General features: G+C 70.3%; 15 protein-coding genes and 1 other RNA gene. 12 read left to right on the top strand and 4 right to left on the bottom strand.

Translation table 11 applies throughout. The features are described from left to right. Nucleotides 1–196: 196 nt before the first annotated feature. From RCO28_RS25335 to RCO28_RS25325, 3 genes are all read left to right on the top strand, one after another. On the top strand, nt 197–1,447 hold the full coding sequence (locus RCO28_RS25335) for a serine/threonine-protein kinase (RefSeq protein WP_308943572.1): 1,251 nt from the start codon (nt 197–199) through the stop codon (nt 1,445–1,447). 97 nt (nt 1,448–1,544) lie between these two features. Continuing rightward, the gene (prfB, locus tag RCO28_RS25330; protein WP_308943571.1) at nt 1,545–2,651 is read left to right on the top strand and encodes a peptide chain release factor 2; all 1,107 of its coding nucleotides are present in this window, start codon (nt 1,545–1,547) and stop codon (nt 2,649–2,651) included. Between the two features lie 335 nt (nt 2,652–2,986). Further along, nucleotides 2,987–3,634: a hypothetical protein gene (locus tag RCO28_RS25325; RefSeq protein WP_308943570.1), complete on the top strand. Its 648-nt coding sequence runs from the start codon at nt 2,987–2,989 to the stop codon at nt 3,632–3,634. Nucleotides 3,635–3,750: 116 nt separating this feature from the next. Here RCO28_RS25325 and RCO28_RS25320 read toward each other — a convergent pair whose 3' ends face one another. Continuing rightward, nucleotides 3,751–3,942 carry a hypothetical protein gene (locus tag RCO28_RS25320; protein ID WP_308943569.1) on the bottom strand — a complete coding sequence of 64 codons (192 nt, stop codon included), beginning with the start codon at nt 3,940–3,942 and terminating at the stop codon, nt 3,751–3,753. 318 nt (nt 3,943–4,260) lie between these two features. Here RCO28_RS25320 and ftsE point away from each other — a divergent pair, with 318 nt between their 5' ends. The 7 genes from ftsE (at nt 4,261) to dacB (ending at nt 11,003) form a co-directional block, all read left to right on the top strand. Next, nucleotides 4,261–4,950: a cell division ATP-binding protein FtsE gene (ftsE, locus tag RCO28_RS25315; RefSeq protein WP_308943568.1), complete on the top strand. Its 690-nt coding sequence runs from the start codon at nt 4,261–4,263 to the stop codon at nt 4,948–4,950. 50 nt (nt 4,951–5,000) lie between these two features. Further along, entirely contained in the window at nt 5,001–5,918 is a 918-nt protein-coding gene (gene ftsX / locus RCO28_RS25310; protein ID WP_308943567.1) for a permease-like cell division protein FtsX, read from the top strand. 68 nt (nt 5,919–5,986) lie between these two features. Beyond that, nucleotides 5,987–7,150, top strand: coding sequence for a S41 family peptidase (locus RCO28_RS25305; RefSeq protein WP_308943566.1), 1,164 nt, complete (start codon nt 5,987–5,989; stop codon nt 7,148–7,150). Between the two features lie 18 nt (nt 7,151–7,168). Continuing rightward, nucleotides 7,169–7,669, top strand: coding sequence for an SsrA-binding protein SmpB (gene smpB, locus RCO28_RS25300; protein WP_308943565.1), 501 nt, complete (start codon nt 7,169–7,171; stop codon nt 7,667–7,669). Nucleotides 7,670–7,791: 122 nt separating this feature from the next. Beyond that, nucleotides 7,792–8,180: a transfer-messenger RNA gene (gene ssrA, locus RCO28_RS25295) on the top strand. 135 nt (nt 8,181–8,315) lie between these two features. Continuing rightward, entirely contained in the window at nt 8,316–9,293 is a 978-nt protein-coding gene (locus tag RCO28_RS25290; RefSeq protein WP_308943564.1) for a PHB depolymerase family esterase, read from the top strand. Nucleotides 9,294–9,377: 84 nt separating this feature from the next. Then, nucleotides 9,378–11,003 (top strand): D-alanyl-D-alanine carboxypeptidase/D-alanyl-D-alanine-endopeptidase, encoded by a 1,626-nt coding sequence (dacB, locus tag RCO28_RS25285; protein ID WP_308943563.1) that lies wholly within the window; start codon nt 9,378–9,380, stop codon nt 11,001–11,003. On the opposite strand, the gene RCO28_RS25280 is transcribed toward dacB, so the two are convergent. From RCO28_RS25280 to RCO28_RS25270, 3 genes are all read right to left on the bottom strand, one after another. After that, nucleotides 10,897–12,156 (bottom strand): MFS transporter, encoded by a 1,260-nt coding sequence (locus tag RCO28_RS25280; RefSeq protein ID WP_308943562.1) that lies wholly within the window; start codon nt 12,154–12,156, stop codon nt 10,897–10,899. The genes dacB and RCO28_RS25280 overlap by 107 nt on opposite strands. A 179-nt stretch (nt 12,157–12,335) precedes the next feature. After that, nucleotides 12,336–12,629 carry a hypothetical protein gene (locus RCO28_RS25275; protein WP_308943561.1) on the bottom strand — a complete coding sequence of 98 codons (294 nt, stop codon included), beginning with the start codon at nt 12,627–12,629 and terminating at the stop codon, nt 12,336–12,338. Continuing rightward, nucleotides 12,626–12,919: a hypothetical protein gene (locus RCO28_RS25270; protein WP_308943560.1), complete on the bottom strand. Its 294-nt coding sequence runs from the start codon at nt 12,917–12,919 to the stop codon at nt 12,626–12,628. The genes RCO28_RS25275 and RCO28_RS25270 overlap by 4 nt, the downstream gene beginning before the upstream one ends. Nucleotides 12,920–13,289: 370 nt before the next feature. Between RCO28_RS25270 and RCO28_RS25265 the strand changes: the two genes are divergently transcribed. Together RCO28_RS25265 and RCO28_RS25260 are read left to right on the top strand one after the other, a co-directional pair. After that, nucleotides 13,290–14,681, top strand: coding sequence for a nitrate/nitrite transporter (locus RCO28_RS25265; protein WP_308943559.1), 1,392 nt, complete (start codon nt 13,290–13,292; stop codon nt 14,679–14,681). 210 nt (nt 14,682–14,891) lie between these two features. Continuing rightward, on the top strand, nt 14,892–16,040 hold the full coding sequence (locus RCO28_RS25260) for a uroporphyrinogen-III synthase (RefSeq protein WP_308943558.1): 1,149 nt from the start codon (nt 14,892–14,894) through the stop codon (nt 16,038–16,040). Nucleotides 16,041–16,168 lie beyond the last annotated feature (128 nt).

The following is a 16,168-nucleotide window of genomic DNA, read 5'->3' as shown; positions in this document are numbered from 1 at the left end:
CGCTGAGCGCACTACGAGAACGGCCACCACGCACGCGTGGTGGCCGTTCTCGTGTCCTGCCCTGTCCCGATCCCGTCCAACTCGCCCCCCACCCTGGAGATTTGTCGACATCCAGAGGGTGATTTCCGCCGCGGACGTGAAGGTTGGTGACGGAGCCGCGTAGCTTTGTTGCCAACAGGAGCCCGTAGGAGCAGTTTTGGCACGGAAAATCGGCAGCCGGTATACCGCGAACCAGATCCTGGGGCGCGGCTCCGCCGGCACGGTGTGGCTCGGCGAGGGACCCGAAGGCCCCGTCGCCATCAAGCTGCTGCGTGAGGACCTCGCGTCCGACCAGGAGCTGGTGGGCCGCTTCGTGCAGGAGCGGACGGCGCTGCTCAGCCTCTCGGACCCGCACGTCGTCGGCGTGCGCGACCTCGTCGTGGACGGCAACGACCTCGCCCTCGTGATGGACCTCGTCCGCGGCACCGACCTGCGCACCCGCCTCGACCGGGAACGCAGGCTCGCCCCCGAGGCGGCCGTCGCCATCGCCGCGGACGTGGCCGACGCCCTGGCAGCCGCGCACGCCGCCGGCATCGTGCACCGCGACGTGAAGCCGGAGAACGTCCTCCTCGACATGGAGGGCCCGCTCGGCCCGGGCGGCTCCCACCCCGCGCTCCTCACCGACTTCGGCGTGGCCAAGCTCGTCGACTCACCCCGGCGCACGCGCGCGACGAAGGTGATCGGCACCCCGGACTACCTGGCCCCCGAGATCATCGAGGGCCTGCCCCCGCGCGCCGCCGTGGACATCTACGCCCTGGCGACGGTCCTGTACGAACTCCTCGCCGGATTCACCCCGTTCGGCGGCGGCCACCCCGGCGCCGTCCTGCGCAGGCACGTCACGGAGACCGTGGTCCCGCTCCCCGGCATCCCCGAGGAGCTGTGGCAGCTGCTCGTGCAGTGCCTCGCCAAGGCGCCCGCGTCCCGGCTGCGCGCCTCCGAACTCGCCGCCCGGCTGCGCGAACAGCTGCCCCTGCTCGCCGGGATGGGCCCCTTGGACGTGGACGAGCCGGACGCGGAGTCGCAGGAGGAGCCCGCCCCGTACGCCGAGAACGAGCAGTACCCCACCGAGCCCCGCACGCCCCGGCGCGGTGCCGTGCCGCTCGTGCCGGGCACCGCGACGGACTCCAACCGCGACACCCACACGTCGATGCGGGTGCCGGGACCGGACGAGCTCGCGGGCGGCGCCCGGGGCACGGCCCGCGCCCCGCGTGCCGCGGGGGCCCCGCGCCCCGGCTCGGCCCGGCACCGCATGGAGGCCCGGCGCCGCCGCCTGGCCCTGACCGCGGCCGCGGTGGGAGTGGCGGCGGCGGTCGGCGTGGGCGGCTGGCTCGCCCTCAGCGGGGACGACGCGGACGCGACCCCGCAGGACAACAAGGGCGCGAGCCCGTCCGCCCCGGTCGTCCCCTGAGCCGTACCAGACCCCTCGCGGCCCCGGAATCACGGGCCGGACGCCGGTTGTCCACAGGGGGGAGAGTCCCCGTTCGTCGAGCCGTTAGGCTGGTGTCGTGGCAGTCGTCGATGTTTCCGAAGAGCTCAAGTCCCTCGCCTCCACCATGACGTCCATCGAGGCCGTCCTGGATCTGGACAAGCTGAGGGCCGATATCGCCGTGCTCGAGGAGCAGGCCGCGGCACCGTCCCTGTGGGACGACCCGGAGGCGGCGCAGAAGATCACCAGTCGCCTGTCGCATCTGCAGGCCGAGGTCCGCAAGGCGGAGGCCCTCCGCAACCGCCTCGACGACCTGGGCGTGCTCTTCGAGATGGCCGAGGAGGAGGACGACCCGGACACCCGTGCCGAGGCCGAGGCCGAGCTGACCGAGGTCAGGAAGGCGCTGGACGAGATGGAGGTCCGCACCCTCCTGTCCGGCGAGTACGACGAGCGCGAGGCCCTGGTCAACATCCGCGCGGAGGCCGGCGGCGTGGACGCGGCCGACTTCGCCGAGCAGCTCCAGCGCATGTACCTCCGCTGGGCCGAGCGCCACGGATACGGCACGGAGATCTACGAGACGTCGTACGCGGAAGAGGCCGGCATCAAGTCGACCACCTTCGTCGTCAAGGCCCCGTACGCCTACGGCACGCTCTCCGTCGAGCAGGGCACGCACCGCCTGGTGCGCATCTCGCCGTTCGACAACCAGGGCCGCCGCCAGACCTCGTTCGCGGGCGTGGAGATCCTCCCGGTCGTCGAGCAGTCCGACCACGTGGACATCGACGAGTCCGAGCTGCGCGTGGACGTGTACCGCGCCTCGGGCCCCGGCGGCCAGGGCGTCAACACCACGGACTCCGCGGTCCGCATCACGCACGTCCCCACCGGCATCGTGGTCTCGTGTCAGAACGAGCGCTCCCAGATCCAGAACAAGGCGAGCGCCATGAACGTCCTCCAGGCCAAGCTGCTCGAGCGTCAACGCCAGGAGGAGCGCGCCAAGATGGACGCCCTCAAGGGCGACGGCGGCAGCTCCTGGGGCAACCAGATGCGTTCGTACGTCCTGCACCCGTACCAGATGGTGAAGGACCTGCGGACGGAGTTCGAGGTCGGCAACCCGCAGTCGGTGCTCGACGGCGAGATCGACGGCTTCCTCGAGGCCGGGATCCGCTGGCGCAAGCAGCAGGAGAAGTAGCAGAAGCAGCAGGAGAAGCAGCCGAAGCAGGGGCGAAGCGGGCGCGAACGCCGGGGCTTTGTCGACAAAGTAACTGCCGCTCAGGAGGCCCCTCTTGAGCGGCAGTTGCCTTTTCCGTCACAGTCGGATCTCCGTACCACGGTCAACTGCCTTGATAGCGGACATATGGCGCTCAACGGCCTTGACGCGGCCTTTAATTGTGGGAAGGGTTGCCCGCGGTACGCGTATGCCGGGGCACGTGTGACGGGGGGCGAAAGACCACTCTCGGTCTCCCAATAGGCCTTTGCCCTGGGCGCTGCTCCATAAAACGAAACAGCTACTGGGGGTAGCAGCAGATGACGAAGAAGACGCGGATCCGCGTAGCGCGGATAGCGGCCGGTGCGGTGATCGCCGCCGGTGCTTCGCTGGCCGCGGCCGGCGCCGCTTCCGCAGTGGGCATCGGTGTCGACCTGGGCGTTGCCGAGGCCGGAGTCGGCGTCGACGAGAACGGCCTTGAGGTCGGCGTCGACCTGCCGGGTGGCGGTGGCGACGACGACGAGCCGACGGACCCGCCGACCGACATCCCGACGGACCCGCCCACCGACGTTCCCACGGACCCGCCGACCGACGAGCCGACGGACCCGACGGACCCGCCCACCGACGAGCCGACGGACCCCACGGACCCGCCGACCGACGAGCCGGACCCGACGGACCCGCCGACCGATGAGCCCACCGAGCCGGGTGACGGCAACAACGGCGGCGGCAACGACAACACCGACCCCGACGGCGGCAACGAGCCCGTCGAGCAGGGTCAGGGCAAGGAGGGCCTGACGGACACCGCTCCGCAGGTCCCCGCCGGCGAGGGCAAGGACAAGGGGGAGCTCGCCGAGACGGGCGCCGCCGAGACCACGTTCCTGCTGGTCGGTGCCGCCACGATGATCGCGGGCGGTGTCGGCTTCCGTATGCTGCCCCGTCTCGTGGGTGGCCGCGGCGCCGCTGCCTGATCACCGGCGGTAGCCGGACGACAGCAGTAGCCGAAAGGGCCCGGAGCATCCCGCTCCGGGCCCTTTCGTCATGTTCGTGACGCGCCGTGATGTCCGTACGCGCAGAGAGTGGCGGCTCAGGCCGCCTGGTGGGCCAGGAGCGCCACAGCGCCGATCAGCACGAGCAGCAGCGCGATCAGGGTCACCGGGTTCAGCCCGGCCAGAGGGCCCTCCTGCTGCATCCGCTGGCGGTTCGCCCTGCATACGGGGCAGCGCCCTTCGCTCACCGGCGCCGCGCAGTTCGCGCAGACCAACCTGTCAAAGGTCATGCCGCCTCCTCCTCCCGCGCGGCGAAGCCGCCCTGCAACGAATCTGCCCCACGCCGTGACGCAGTCTCGGTGCTCCGGTCTGCCTCCGCACAACGCTCAGGGGAACGCAACCGTTCCCTCTACCACTGTGCCAGCTTCCCCGGATTTCGGCGCGCCCCGCCGGAACTCCACTGGTTCAGCCCGAAGTGTTCCAGGCCGCACGCCGGTCAGATCCGTGATAAACCGCGCAACCCAGGACGCCGACTGCGCTGCGCACGCCGCTTCGCGTAGGGTCACGCTCACCTACCCCCGACGCCCCCAGACGTACGAGGCGCATCCGTGATCCGATTCGACAACGTGTCCAAGACCTACCCGAAGCAGACCCGTCCTGCACTCAGGGATGTCTCTCTCGAGATCGAGAAGGGCGAGTTCGTCTTCCTCGTGGGGTCCTCCGGCTCCGGAAAGTCCACCTTCCTGCGGCTGCTCCTTCGCGAGGAGCGCGCCAGCCACGGCCAGGTGCACGTCCTCGGCAAGGACCTGGCGCGCCTGTCCAACTGGAAGGTGCCGCACATGCGGCGTCAGCTGGGCACCGTCTTCCAGGACTTCCGCCTGCTGCCCAACAAGACCGTCGGCGAGAACGTCGCGTTCGCGCTCGAGGTGATCGGCAAGCCGCGCGGCACCATCCGCAAGACCGTCCCCGAGGTGCTCGACCTGGTCGGCCTCGGCGGCAAGGAGGACCGGATGCCCGGTGAGCTCTCGGGTGGTGAGCAGCAGCGCGTGGCCATCGCCCGCGCCTTCGTGAACCGCCCGATGCTGCTGATCGCCGACGAGCCCACCGGAAACCTGGACCCGCAGACGTCCGTCGGCATCATGAAGCTGCTCGACCGCATCAACCGGACCGGCACCACCGTCGTGATGGCCACCCACGACCAGCAGATCGTGGACCAGATGCGCAAGCGCGTCATCGAGCTGGAGCAGGGCCGCCTCGTCCGCGACCAGTCGCGCGGCGTCTACGGCTACCAGCACTGAGCAGGAGCCCCCAGCAGTACCGGGCAGCTAACGAGCACTGAAAGGACGCCATGCGCGCCCAATTCGTCCTGTCGGAGATCGGCGTCGGTCTCCGCCGCAATCTCACGATGACCTTCGCGGTCATCGTCTCCGTCGCCCTCTCCCTGGCGCTCTTCGGCGGCTCGCTGCTCATGCGCGACCAGGTGACCACGATGAAGGGCTACTGGTACGACAAGGTCAACGTCGCGATCTTCTTCTGCAACAAGGGAGACGCGGAGACCGACCCGAAGTGCACCAAGGGCGCGGTCACGTCGGACCAGAAGGACGCCGTCAAGGCGGACCTGGATGACATGCCGTCCGTCGAGAACGTCATCCACGAGTCCAGCGACGAGGCGTACAAGCACTACAAGGAGCAGTTCGGCGACTCCCCGCTGGTCAACTCCCTTACGCCGGACCAGATGCAGGAATCGTTCCGGATCAAGTTGAAGGACCCGGAGAAGTACCAGCTCATCAAGTCGGCCTTCGACGGGCGGGACGGCGTCCAGGCGGTGGAGGACCAGCGCAAGACCGTCGACAACCTCTTCGAGCTGCTCAACGGCATGAACTACGCGGCGCTCGCGGTGATGGCGCTGATGCTGATCGTCGCGATGATGCTGATCGTCAACACCGTGCGCGTATCGGCGTTCAGCCGTAGACGTGAGACGGGGATCATGCGGCTCGTCGGTGCGTCCAGCTTCTACATCCAGATGCCGTTCATCATGGAGGCCGCCTTCGCCGGTCTGCTCGGTGCCGGGGTCGCCTGCGTGATGCTGGTCGTGGGCCGGTACTTCCTCATCGACCACGGTCTCGCGCTCGCGGACAAGCTTCAGTTGATCCAGTTCGTCGGCTGGGACCAGCTCATCGCCAAGCTGCCGCTGGTCCTCGCGATCGGCTTGCTGATGCCCGCTCTTGCGGCTTTCTTCGCCTTGCGCAAGTACCTCAAGGTGTGACGCACCTACCAGGGCGCCGTACGGTCAACCGGCCGTGCGGCGCCCTGCGTTGTCCTAGACTCACCGACATGTCGGGCCTCGATCAGTGTTCCCGGCCCCGCAGCGTCCGCCGCGGGGCTGCCCTGACATTGGTCTTCGCGGGAGTGCTCGCCACCGGCGCCGCGACGGGCTCCTTCAGCGGTCTCGATCACAACGAGCCGGACCCGTCGGCCCGTTCGACCGCCTCCACCTCCCACAGAGAACGCGTCCGCGACGCCGCCGCCGAGGCCATGGCCGACGGCAAGTCCCCCGCCGAGGCCGCCGAGGAAGAGGTCAGCCGCAGCGGCGACCGCTGGGGCACGGTGTACGACCCGGCCGAGTACCGCGCGTTCGCCGAGGAGCTGAACGGCGCGTACACGGGAGTGGGGCTGTGGACCCGGCGGGCCGAGAACGGCCGGATCGAGGTCGACCGGGTGCAGCGCGGCGGCCCCGCCGAGCGCGCCGGCATCCGCAGCGGCGACCGGCTCCGCTCCATCGACGGCCGCCCGATAGCGGGCCGCCCGGTCCGTGACGTCGTCGACCAGCTGCGCGGCAGCCGGGACGAGGCGGGCACCGAGGTGGAGCTCGGCCTGCAGCGCGGCTCGCACGCCTGGACCGAGAGCCTGCGCAGGGCCCGCCTGGAGACCCCCACCGTCATCGTGGAGCAGCGGGCCGACGGCACTCTGTGGATCAAGGTCTCCTCCTTCACCAAGGGCACCGGCGAACGCGTCCGCGAAGCGGTCCGCACCGCCCCGCACGGCACCGGCATCGTCCTCGACCTGCGCGGCAACTCCGGCGGCCTGGTCGCGGAGGCCGTGACCGCTGCGTCCGCGTTCCTCGACGGCGGCCTGGTCGCGACGTACGACGTACGAGGTGAGCAGCGCGCCCTGCACGCACGCGGGGGCGGCGACACGGGCAGACCCCTGGTCGCGCTCGTCGACGGCGGCACGATGAGCGCGGCCGAACTGCTCGCCGGAGCGCTGCAGGACCGCGGCCGGGCGGTCGTCCTGGGCACGCGGACCTTCGGCAAGGGCTCGGTGCAGATGCCGAGCCGGCTGCCCGGCGGTTCCGTCGCCGAGCTCACCGTCGGCCACTACCGCACGCCGTCGGGCCGCAGGGTCGACGGCCGCGGCATCACCCCGGACGTGGACGTGGACGAGGGCGCGGAGGCCCGGGCCCGCACAGTATTGAGTGGCCTCGGCACCCCCTCGTAGTGCGAAAATGGCCGCACTATGGCTGCGAAGAAAAAAGACAAGGACAAAGGTGACGGGCGGAAGATCATCGCCCAGAACAAGAAGGCCCGTCACGACTACCTCATCATCGACACCTACGAGTGCGGCGTCGTCCTGACCGGCACCGAGGTCAAGTCGCTGCGCCAGGGCAGGGCCTCCCTGGCGGACGGCTTCGTGCAGATCGACGGCCACGAGGCCTGGCTGCACAACGTGCACGTGCCCGAGTACGCGCAGGGCACCTGGACCAACCACGCCGCGCGCCGCAAGCGCAAGCTGCTGCTGCACCGGGTGGAGATCGACAAGCTGGAGTCCAAGTCCCAGGAGACCGGCCACACGATCGTGCCGCTCGCCCTGTACTTCAAGGGCGGCCGGGCCAAGGTCGAGATCGCGCTCGCGAAGGGCAAGAAGGAGTACGACAAGCGGCAGACGCTGCGCGAGAAGCAGGACCGCCGCGAGGCGGACCGGGCGATGTCGGCGGTCCGGCGGAAGCAGCGCGCCTGAGGGGTTCCTCGGGGTGCCGGGAATTAGCTGGCACCGTCGCGCGTTCTGTCTGTACGATGGAGCACGCTCCGCAGGTGACGGGGCACCGGGTCCGCTCTGGGCCCACCTTGAAAAATCAACATGGGGATGATCGGTTTCGACAGCGGATGTCGAAGCAGGGGAAGCGTGTCGAGGAAGCGGCAATGATCTCGTTAACCATATGTCGCAACCAATAATCGCCAACACCAAGCGCGATTCCCAGTCCTTCGCCCTCGCTGCCTGATAGGCGGTGAGTGAAGGACCCTTAATGGGTGTCAGCCCGGGGAAGTTCCCGACCCGGATCCTGGCATAATCTAGGGAACTAAACCTTCACACCCGGTCACGGGGTGTGAAGGGAAATCAAACAGTGGCTGAGCCCGTCGGAGACTTGTTCGCGTGATCACCGGGGCTGAGAAAATCGCAGCGAACTGCACACGGAGAAGCCCTGATTCCACACCGTTGGACGCGGGTTCGATTCCCGCCATCTCCACAATTCCCATGTATGGGAAGGCCCCTGATGCTCATGCATCGGGGGCCTTTTCATGTGTTCGGATCCCATATTGAAGGGGAGCTTCTATAGGTCCCGAACCCATATCGGGCCTCCCTCGCCGCTCCTACCTTCCCCCGCATGACATCGACCAGAGCCGCACTACTCGCCGTCCTGACCGCGATCACCGCCCTCTGTTCCCTGCTCCTCTTCGTGCCGCGAGCCCAAGCAGCCGCGAGCCTGGAGCAGGTCACCGGCTTCGGCTCCAACCCCGGGGCCCTGAAGATGTACCGGTACGCGCCCGAAGGGCTGCCCGCCGGGCGCCCCGTCGTCGTTTTGCTGCACGGCTGTACACAGAACGCCGCCGGGTACGGCCCCGGCAGCGGCTGGACCGAGCTCGCCGACCGGTGGGGTTTCTCCCTCGTCGTACCGGAACAGCAGAGCGTCAACAACGCGAGCCGGTGCTTCAACTGGTTCCAGAACGGCGACACTTCGCGCGGGCAGGGGGAGGCCGCGTCGATCGCGCAGATGGTGGACCGGCAGCTCGCCGACACCGCGGGGGACGCGGCCCGCGTGCACGTCACCGGCCTCTCCGCGGGCGGCGCGATGACCTCCGTGATGATGGCCGCGTACCCCGAGAAGTTCCGCGCGGGCGGGGTCGTCGCCGGGCTGCCGTACGGCTGCGCGCAGGCCGCCGGGTCGCCGTACGTGTGCATGTACACCGGGGCGACGCAGACGCCGCAGCAGTGGGGTGACCGGGTGCGGGCCGCGCGGCCCGGGTACACGGGGCCGTGGCCGCGGCTCACCGTGCTGCACGGCAGCACCGACACCACCGTGAAGCCGGTCAACATGACGGATCTCGTCGAGCAGTGGACCGATGTGCACGGCGCCGACCGGACCGCCGACGTCAGCGACACCGTGGGCGGCTACCCGCACCAGGTGTTCCACGGGCCGGACGGCAGCGGTGTCGTGGAGACGTACAGCATCACGGGCATGGGGCACGGGCAGCCCGTCGATCCCGGCAGCGCGGACGGGCAGTGCGGGACCGCGGGGGCGTACCTCCTGGACGTGGACCTGTGCGCGGCGTACCGGATGGGGAAGGCGTGGGGGCTCGGCTGAAAGCTCGGCTGAAAGCAGGCCCCCGGCGGACGGTCGTGCGGGGCGTCTGTCGCCGGGGGCCGGTTTCCGGGATCCTGCCGTGGCATGAGCAGATCTGAGAGCAGACCTGAGGGCAGACCCGTGAGGGCCAACTTCCTTGCGCGCGCCGCTGTTTGGCCCGCGCTCGTCGGCCTTGCGGCCACCTTGACCTGGAGCGCACCGGCCGGAGCGGATGTCTCGGCGGTGCGCTCCGGGCTCCCGGAGGCCATCGACACGATCCTCGGCGATCCGCGGATGCGGGGCGGCGCGGCAAGTGTCGTGATCGCCGACGCCGAGACCGGCGAGACCGTCTACAGCCACCAGCCGGCCGGCCGGCTGATGCCCGCGTCCAACACCAAACTCCCCACGTCCGCTGCCGCGACGGCGCTGCTCGGCCCGGAGTACCGTTTCCGCACCGACGCTCTCGCGCACGGCAGACGGCACGGTTCGACGCTCGCCGGTGATCTGTATCTGCGCGGCGGCGGCGACCCGACGACGCTCGCCGAGGACTACGACCGGCTCGCCGCGGATGTCGCGAAGGCCGGGATCCGCAAGGTGACCGGGCGGCTCGTCGCCGACGACACCCGCTTCGACGCCGAGCGGCTCGGCCGCTCCTGGGCGGCCGACGACGAGTCCGCGTACTACTCGGCGCAGATCTCCGCGCTGACCGTGGCCCCCGACACCGACTACGACTCCGGGACCGTGATCGTCGAGGTCGAGCCGGGCGCCGAGGCCGGGCAGCGGCCGCGGATCGGGCTCACGCCGCGCACCCGGTACGTCGACATCGAGAACCGGGCCCGTACGGTCGCGGCGGGGGAGCCCAACACGCTGAGCGTGCAGCGTGTGCACGGCACCAACACCGTGACCGTCAGCGGCGATCTGCCCGTCGGCGGTGACCCGGTGAAGGAATGGGTGGCGGTCTGGGAGCCCACCGGGTACGCGGCGGCCGTGTTCCGGGACGCGCTGGCCCGGCACGGCGTACGGGTCGAGGGCGGCACCCGGCTCGGCAGGGCCACGCCGCAGGGCGCGAAGGAGATCGCCGCGCACCGTTCGATGCCGCTGAAGGAGCTCCTCGTACCGTTCATGAAGCTCTCCAACAACATGCACGCCGAGGCGCTCGTCAAGGAGATGGGCTACGAGAAGTCCGGTCGCGGGACGTGGAGTTCGGGGCTCGACGCGGTCGAGGGCTTCCTGGAGAAGGAGGGCGTGGAGCCGGGGAAGCTGCGGCAGGTCGACGGGTCCGGGCTCTCGCGGATGAACAACTTCCCCGCCGAGCAGCTGGCGAAGCTGCTGCTTGGGGTGCGGGACGCGCCCTGGTACGCGGACTGGCTGAACTCGCTGCCGGTGGCCTGCGACCCGGACCGGTTCGTGGGCGGCACGCTGCGGTCCCGGATGTGTGACACCCCGGCGGCGCTCAACGCCCGCGCCAAGACAGGGTCGTTGACCGGTGCGTCGGGGCTCTCGGGGTACGTGAAGGACGCCGACGGGCGGGAGCTGGTGTTCAGCATCGTGCTCAACAACTACCTGGCGCCGTCCGTGAAGAGCATCGAGGACGCGATCGTGGTGACGCTCGCGAAATCCACCTCTAAGGAGACGGTTCTGACGCGGCCGGAGCCTTCGGGCTCGCAGCGGGCGGGGACTGCCGCGGGCTCCGACGTCGAGTGCTCCTGGCGTAAACCGACACTGTGCTGAACAGGGCGAGGGCCAGGGCGGCGGCGGCGACGGGAACGAGGTAGCCCGCCCGTGCGCTCACGTGCTCGACGGCCTGGCCGCCGAGCGCGCTGCCGCAGGCGATGCCCCCGAGCAGGCCGGTCACGGCGAGGGTCATGCCCTCGTTGAGCCGGCCCTCGGGGGTGTGGGCCTGTACGAGGCCCATGCCCGTGACCATGGTGGGCGCCGTCGCCATGCCGGCCACGAGCAGCGCTCCGGCGAGCAGTAGCAGGGAGCCGGTCCCGGCGGCGAGCAGGGGAAGGGTCATCAGGGCCGCCATCGCGGTCAGGCAGAACAGGAACCGCCGCCGCGCCGGGCCGCCCGGAGCGCGGGTGCCGTAGAGCAGCCCCGCCGCACACGAACCGGCCGCCTGCAGAGCCAGGACCGGGCCTGCCGCGGACGCGTGCCCCTGCGTGTCTGCGTACGCGACGGTGACGACCTCCATGGAGCCGAAAACCGCACCTGTGGCGAGGAAAACCACCACTAGAGGGAGCATTCCGGGGGCGTGCAGAGGGGAGGCGGTTTTCGTCACCTCCCTTTGGGGTGGCGGTTCTGTGGAGCGCTGGGCGGTGAAGAGCAGGATCCCGGTGAGCAGGAGGGCGGCGCCGGTGAGGGTGCCCGCCTCCGGAAGGAGGGCCGTGCACAGGAACGCGGCGACGACAGGACCGAGCATGAAGCACAGCTCGTCCGCGGCCTGTTCGAAGGAGTTGGCGGTGTGCAGGCGCGCCGGGTCGCCCGCGTACAGGTGCTGCCAGCGGGCGCGGGACATGCCGCCGGTGTTGGGCGTGGTGGCGGTCAGGACGTACGCGGCGAACAGGGTCCAGGCGGGCGCCTCCAGGTGCACGCACAGGGCGAGCAGCAGCGAGCCGACCACGGCGACCGCCGTGGCGGGCAGGGCGATCCGGGCCTGGCCGTGCCGGTCCACGAGGCGCGCGGTGTACGGGGCGACGACGGCGGTCGCGGCGAGACCGGTGGCGGTGACGGCGCCGGCGAGGGCGTAACTGCCGTACCGCTCGGCGATCATGATGATGGCGCTGACGCCGAACATGCCCATGGGCAGACGGGCGACGAGGTTCCCGAGGGTAAAGGCACGCGTGCCGGGCAGCTCGAAGAGCCGGGAGTAGGGGTTGGGCATGCGGTAAGCGTCGGGTGGGCGGGGGTTGGGCGTCCAGCGCTTTATGGACGCCGACGTCCGCGCTGTGGTGGCGGATCCCGGCGCAGCCGAGCGACGTCGAGTCAGGGCCTTGCAGCGGCCGGACGGTGCGCGAGACGTGCCGAACGGGTCATTAGCCGTGCGCGTCGAGGTTCGCGCCCTCAGCCGAAGAGGCGCGGTACGACTGCACGGATCACTACGGCTGCCGGTAGCGGATGCGGGGCGAAGGCATAGGCAACCGTGACGCCGCCGGGCAGCTCGGGGTAGGGGCCGGGCAGATGGATCGTGTAGACCTCGGTGCCGTATTCGTCGAGGGGGCCACCCACCTGGCGTCCTGCCCTCGGCATGACCTCCAGTGATGCGCGGAGTCGTTCGACGGCCTCGCCGACCTCGGTCGGCAGTGACTCGAGCCGTTTCAGCGCGTCGTTGGCGATCACGGCGATGATCTGGGTCACGGGCGGCGCCGCTCGGGCTGGAGGTCGTACAGCTCGGGCGGGACTGTGGTCACCGCATCGCGGAGGGCCGGGTCCGTGGCGAGCTGCAGCCGTCCTGCGTACGCCTCCACGATCTGGGAGACGGCGGTGAGGTCGGTGATGGGGGCGTTGTTCAGTGCCTCCGCCAGTTCGCGCTCAAGGCGCTCGGCGTCTCCAGGGAAGCCGAGACCGGCGGCAAGTGCGGCGCGTACGTCCCCCAGAGTGCGGAGAGGGATCGGCACGGTTGCGGCCTCGGTTGGCTGTGCGCTCACTCGGACTCCTTCGTGAAGTGCTCCTCCTGAACCGTACCGCTGGGCCTGCCCCTACGGCACACGGTTGCCGGGAGCGCTGAACAGAGAGGGCGCAAGGGCCTGCGGCACCCCGGGCTCGATGTCCTGCGCGCCGCCTGTGCGCGGGCCTCGGCGGAGCGGGGCTGGCTGCGCCGCCCGGCGGATGCGTGGATTCCGGTCATGGATGAACAGGTCATGACGCGCCAGAGCTGATCATCCGGGAACAGGCGGCTCACATCAGCGCTGAGGTGCGGGTGAGAGCAAGGTTGCGCGAAGGTCACCTGACGGCACGGGGCTGAAATGCGCCGTCCCTAGCGTCGCTTCCACGACCCGACCCATCAGTGGAGGCGTGATGACAGCCCCGACCACCCCCGCAGCACCGCGCAAGGGGGGCCGCTGGATCGAGCAGTGGGACCCCGAGGACGAGGGCTTCTGGCAGCAGACGGGCGAGCGCGTCGCCCGCCGCAACCTCGCCTTCTCGGTCCTCTCCGAGCACATCGGCTTCTCGATCTGGACGCTGTGGTCCGTACTCGTCCTGTTCATGGGCCCGGAGTACGGCATCGACCCGGCCGGAAAGTTCTTCCTGGTGTCGATGGCGACGCTGGTAGGGGCCGTGGTGCGGGTGCCGTACACCTTCGCCGTGGCCCGCTTCGGCGGCCGTAACTGGACGGTCTTCGCGGCCTCGCTGCTGCTGTTCCCCAGCGTCGCGGCGTTCCTGGTGATGGAGCCCGGCACGTCGTACTCGACGTTCATGGTGTGCGCCCTGCTCACCGGTGTCGGCGGCGGCAACTTCGCCTCGTCCATGACGAACATCAACGGCTTCTTCCCGCTGCGCAGGAAGGGCTGGGCGCTCGGCCTGAACGCGGGCGGCGGCAACATCGGCGTGCCCGTCGTGCAGCTCGTCGGCCTCGCGGTGATCGGCGCGGCGGGCGGCCCGCGGCTGCTGCTCGGCATCTACATCCCGCTGATCGCGGTCTCCGCCGTCTGCGCGTTCCTGTTCATGGACAACCTCGCGCCCGTACGGAACGACACCGGCGCCGCCAAGGAGGCCGTCCGGGACCCGCACACCTGGATCATGGCGCTCCTGTACGTCGGCACGTTCGGCTCGTTCATCGGCTACAGCTTCGCCTTCGGGCTCGTGCTGCAGACCCAGTTCGGGCGTACGCCGCTGCAGGCAGCGTCGATCACGTTCATCGGGCCGCTGCTCGGCTCCCTGATCCGGCCCGTGGGCGGCTCGCTCGCCGACCGCTTCGGCGGGGCCCGGATCACGCTGTGGAACTTCGTCGCCATGGGTGCGGCCACCGCCGTGATCATCGTCGCGTCCGTACAGGAGTCGCTGACGCTCTTCACCGCGGCCTTCATCGCCCTGTTCGTCCTGACCGGGCTCGGCAACGGCTCCACGTACAAGATGATCCCCGGCATCTTCCAGGCCAAGGCGCTCGCGCAGGGCCTCAGCAAGGAGGAGGCGGCGGCCTACGGGCGGCGGCTCTCCGGGGCCGCGATGGGACTGATCGGCGCGGTCGGGGCGCTCGGCGGGCTCGGCATCAACATGGCCTTCCGGCAGTCCTTCCAGACGGCGGGCTCCGGCACCGGCGCGTTCGTGGCGTTCCTCGTCTGTTACGCCGTCTGTTTCGTGGTCACCTGGGCCGTATACCTGCGGCGTGGCACGCCGAAGCGGCCGGACTCGGTCGCGTCCGAGGCCACTGAGCGGGCCGAGCGCCCGCTCAGCTACGCCCGGGTCTGAGCCCCGCGGACCCCCGCTCCTCAAACGCCGGAGGGGCTGATTTCTTACGATGGAACGTGGCGATGTAACACGTACGACATCGGAGCGATCCGAGCCCGTCACGGCCCGTTGACATGCTCGGGGAGCTCAAGGCCCTGCCTAGGACAGACGGGACCACCACCAGGCGAGCGCGGGGCGAGACACTCATGCTCCTCAGTGAACGAGACACTCATGCACCCGATTGACCATGCGAAACACGGCCCTCTGGCAGGCTTCACCATCGGCGTGACCGCCGCACGGCGGGCCGACGAGCTCGGCGCGCTGCTCACCCGGCGCGGCGCGGCCGTCCTGCACGCACCGGCCCTGCGGATCGTGCCGCTCGCCGACGACAGCGAACTGCTCGACGCGACCCGGCAGATCATCGAGCAGGCGCCCGACGTGGTGATCGCCACCACCGCGATCGGCTTCCGCGGCTGGATCGAGGCAGCCGAGGGCTGGGGCATGGGCGAGGAGCTCCTCGACCGGCTCCGCGGCCTCGAACTCCTGGCCCGCGGCCCCAAGGTGAAGGGAGCCATCCGCGCGGCCGGGCTCACGGAGGAGTGGTCGCCGAGCTCCGAGTCGATGGCGGAGGTCCTGGACCGGCTGCTCGAGGAGGGCGTCGAGGGCCGCCGTATCGCCCTCCAGCTGCACGGCGAACCCCTCCCCGGATTCGTCGAGTCGCTGCGGGTCGGCGGCGCCGAGGTCGTCGGTGTGCCCGTCTACCGCTGGATGCCGCCGGAGGACCTGGGCCCGGTGGACCGGCTGATCGAGGCCACCCTCGCGCGCGGCGTGGACGCCCTGACCTTCACCAGCGCACCGGCCGCCGCGTCCCTCCTCGACCGGGCCCGCGAACTCGACCGCCTCGACCAGCTCCTGGCCGCCCTGCGCCACGATGTGCTGCCCGTCTGCGTCGGCCCGGTCACCGCCCTTCCGCTGGAGGCGCAGGGGATCGACACGGTCCAGCCGACGCGCTTCAGGCTCGGGCCGATGGTGCAGCAGCTCTGCGTCGAACTCCCCTCCCGCGTCCGTACGTTGCACCTGGCCGGACACCGCGTGGAGATCCGCGGCCACGCCGTCCTCGTCGACGGCGAGCTGCGTGCCGTGCCGCCCGCCGGGATGTCGCTCCTGCGCGCCCTGGCCCAGCGGCCGGGCTGGGTCGTGGGCCGCGCGGAACTGCTGCGCGCGCTGCCGGGGTCGGGGCGCGACGAGCACGCTGTGGAGACGGCGATGGCCCGGCTCCGCACGGCACTCGGCGCTCCGAAGCTGATCCAGACGGTCGTCAAGCGGGGGTATCGCTTGGCCCTCGACCCGGCCGCGGAGTCCAAGTACGCGGACGTGTAGGGGCGTTCTTCAATCGTCGGAGGGGCTCAAATTGAGCCCCTCTGGGGGCACCTCCCAGCGGTAGCTGGGGGAGATTGAGGAACGGGGTCCGGGGCGGAGCCCCGTGGCCGACCGCAGGTCTTTCGGGA

The organism is Streptomyces sp. LHD-70 (assembly GCF_031157275.1).
Classification (GTDB): Bacteria; Actinomycetota; Actinomycetes; order Streptomycetales; family Streptomycetaceae; genus Streptomyces.
The sequence above is the reverse complement of the archived record's forward strand: the minus strand, read 5'-3'. Positions and strand labels throughout refer to the sequence as shown.